This is a genomic window from Candidatus Oscillochloris fontis (assembly GCF_004138135.1).
Classification (GTDB): Bacteria; Chloroflexota; Chloroflexia; order Chloroflexales; family Chloroflexaceae; genus Oscillochloris; species Oscillochloris fontis.
Map to the genome: position 1 here is coordinate 1 of NZ_RYFD01000138.1, position 1,043 is coordinate 1,043.

Here is a 1,043-nt window from a genome sequence, read left to right on the forward strand (position 1 = left end):
AGATCCTGCACAAAGCGCAGATCATCGGGCAGAAGGTTGCCCAACATCAACCCGGCCAGCAACGGCTCGATCACCGCCCGCACGCGGGGTTCGCGCAGCCGCTCGGCGAGGCTGTCGAGGTGGGTATCCTGGCGCTGGATCAGCACCTCCTTGGCCGCGTCAATCAGATCGGGGGTGATCGGCGTAGCCGGGTCGGGCGCCAGATCTTCCACCGCGACTTTGGCCAAGGCATTCACCAACCAGGGCTGACCCTGAGTCAGGTGGAAGGCGTGCGCGGTCGCCTCCGGGGTGAAGATCTGGCCGGTAGCCTGGGTATGCTGGGTGTAGAGCGCGGCCACTTCGGTGGCGCTGAAGTTGCCCAGCGTGAGTGAGCGGCTCTTGATATTGAATGGGCTGGCCGTCCCCAGGCGGCTACTTCCCCCCGCCGCGACCTTATAGTCGCGCACGTCCCGCATGCCGATCAGCGCCAGGGCGTGCGGGAAGGCGTGGGGGCGATCATAGTAGCCCGTTCGGATCTGGCGCAAGACCGAAATGAGCGTGGCATCCCGCAAGGAGTCGATCTCGTCAATCAACACCACCAGTGGGCGGGGCGAGGCTTGCGCCCATGCACGCAGCGCAGCCCGAATTGCCGATCCTGGTTCTGCGGCAGGCCATGCGGGAGGTTGGAGATCGACAGGGAGGCGCACCAAGGCATCTTCACGCCACGAACTCAGGATGGCCGATTCGGCGAGGCTGGGTTGGTCGGAAAAGGATGCGGCAACCTCCACCGAGAGTACGACCGCCGTCCACTGGCCGCTGGTGGTGAGTTCCTGCGCCAACGCGAGCATCGCCGTCGTCTTACCGGTTTGGCGCGGGGCGTGCAGCACGAAGTAGCTCTGCTGCGCAATCAGGCGCGTGAGATCGGGTAAGCGATCCAGCGCCGAGAGCATGTAGTGAATATCGGGGTGGCACGGGCCAGCTACGTTGAACCAGCGGGTCATGGGGAGCCTCCACAGCTATGGTTTCCTACCCGCGCACCACCACCACCGCGTGCCCACCCGGTG

General features: G+C 65.1%; 1 protein-coding gene. It reads right to left on the reverse strand.

The features are described from left to right. On the reverse strand, nt 1-980 hold a 980-nt coding region (locus EKD03_RS18290), incomplete at its 3' end, for an ATP-binding protein (RefSeq protein ID WP_153188308.1). Nucleotides 981-1,043 lie beyond the last annotated feature (63 nt).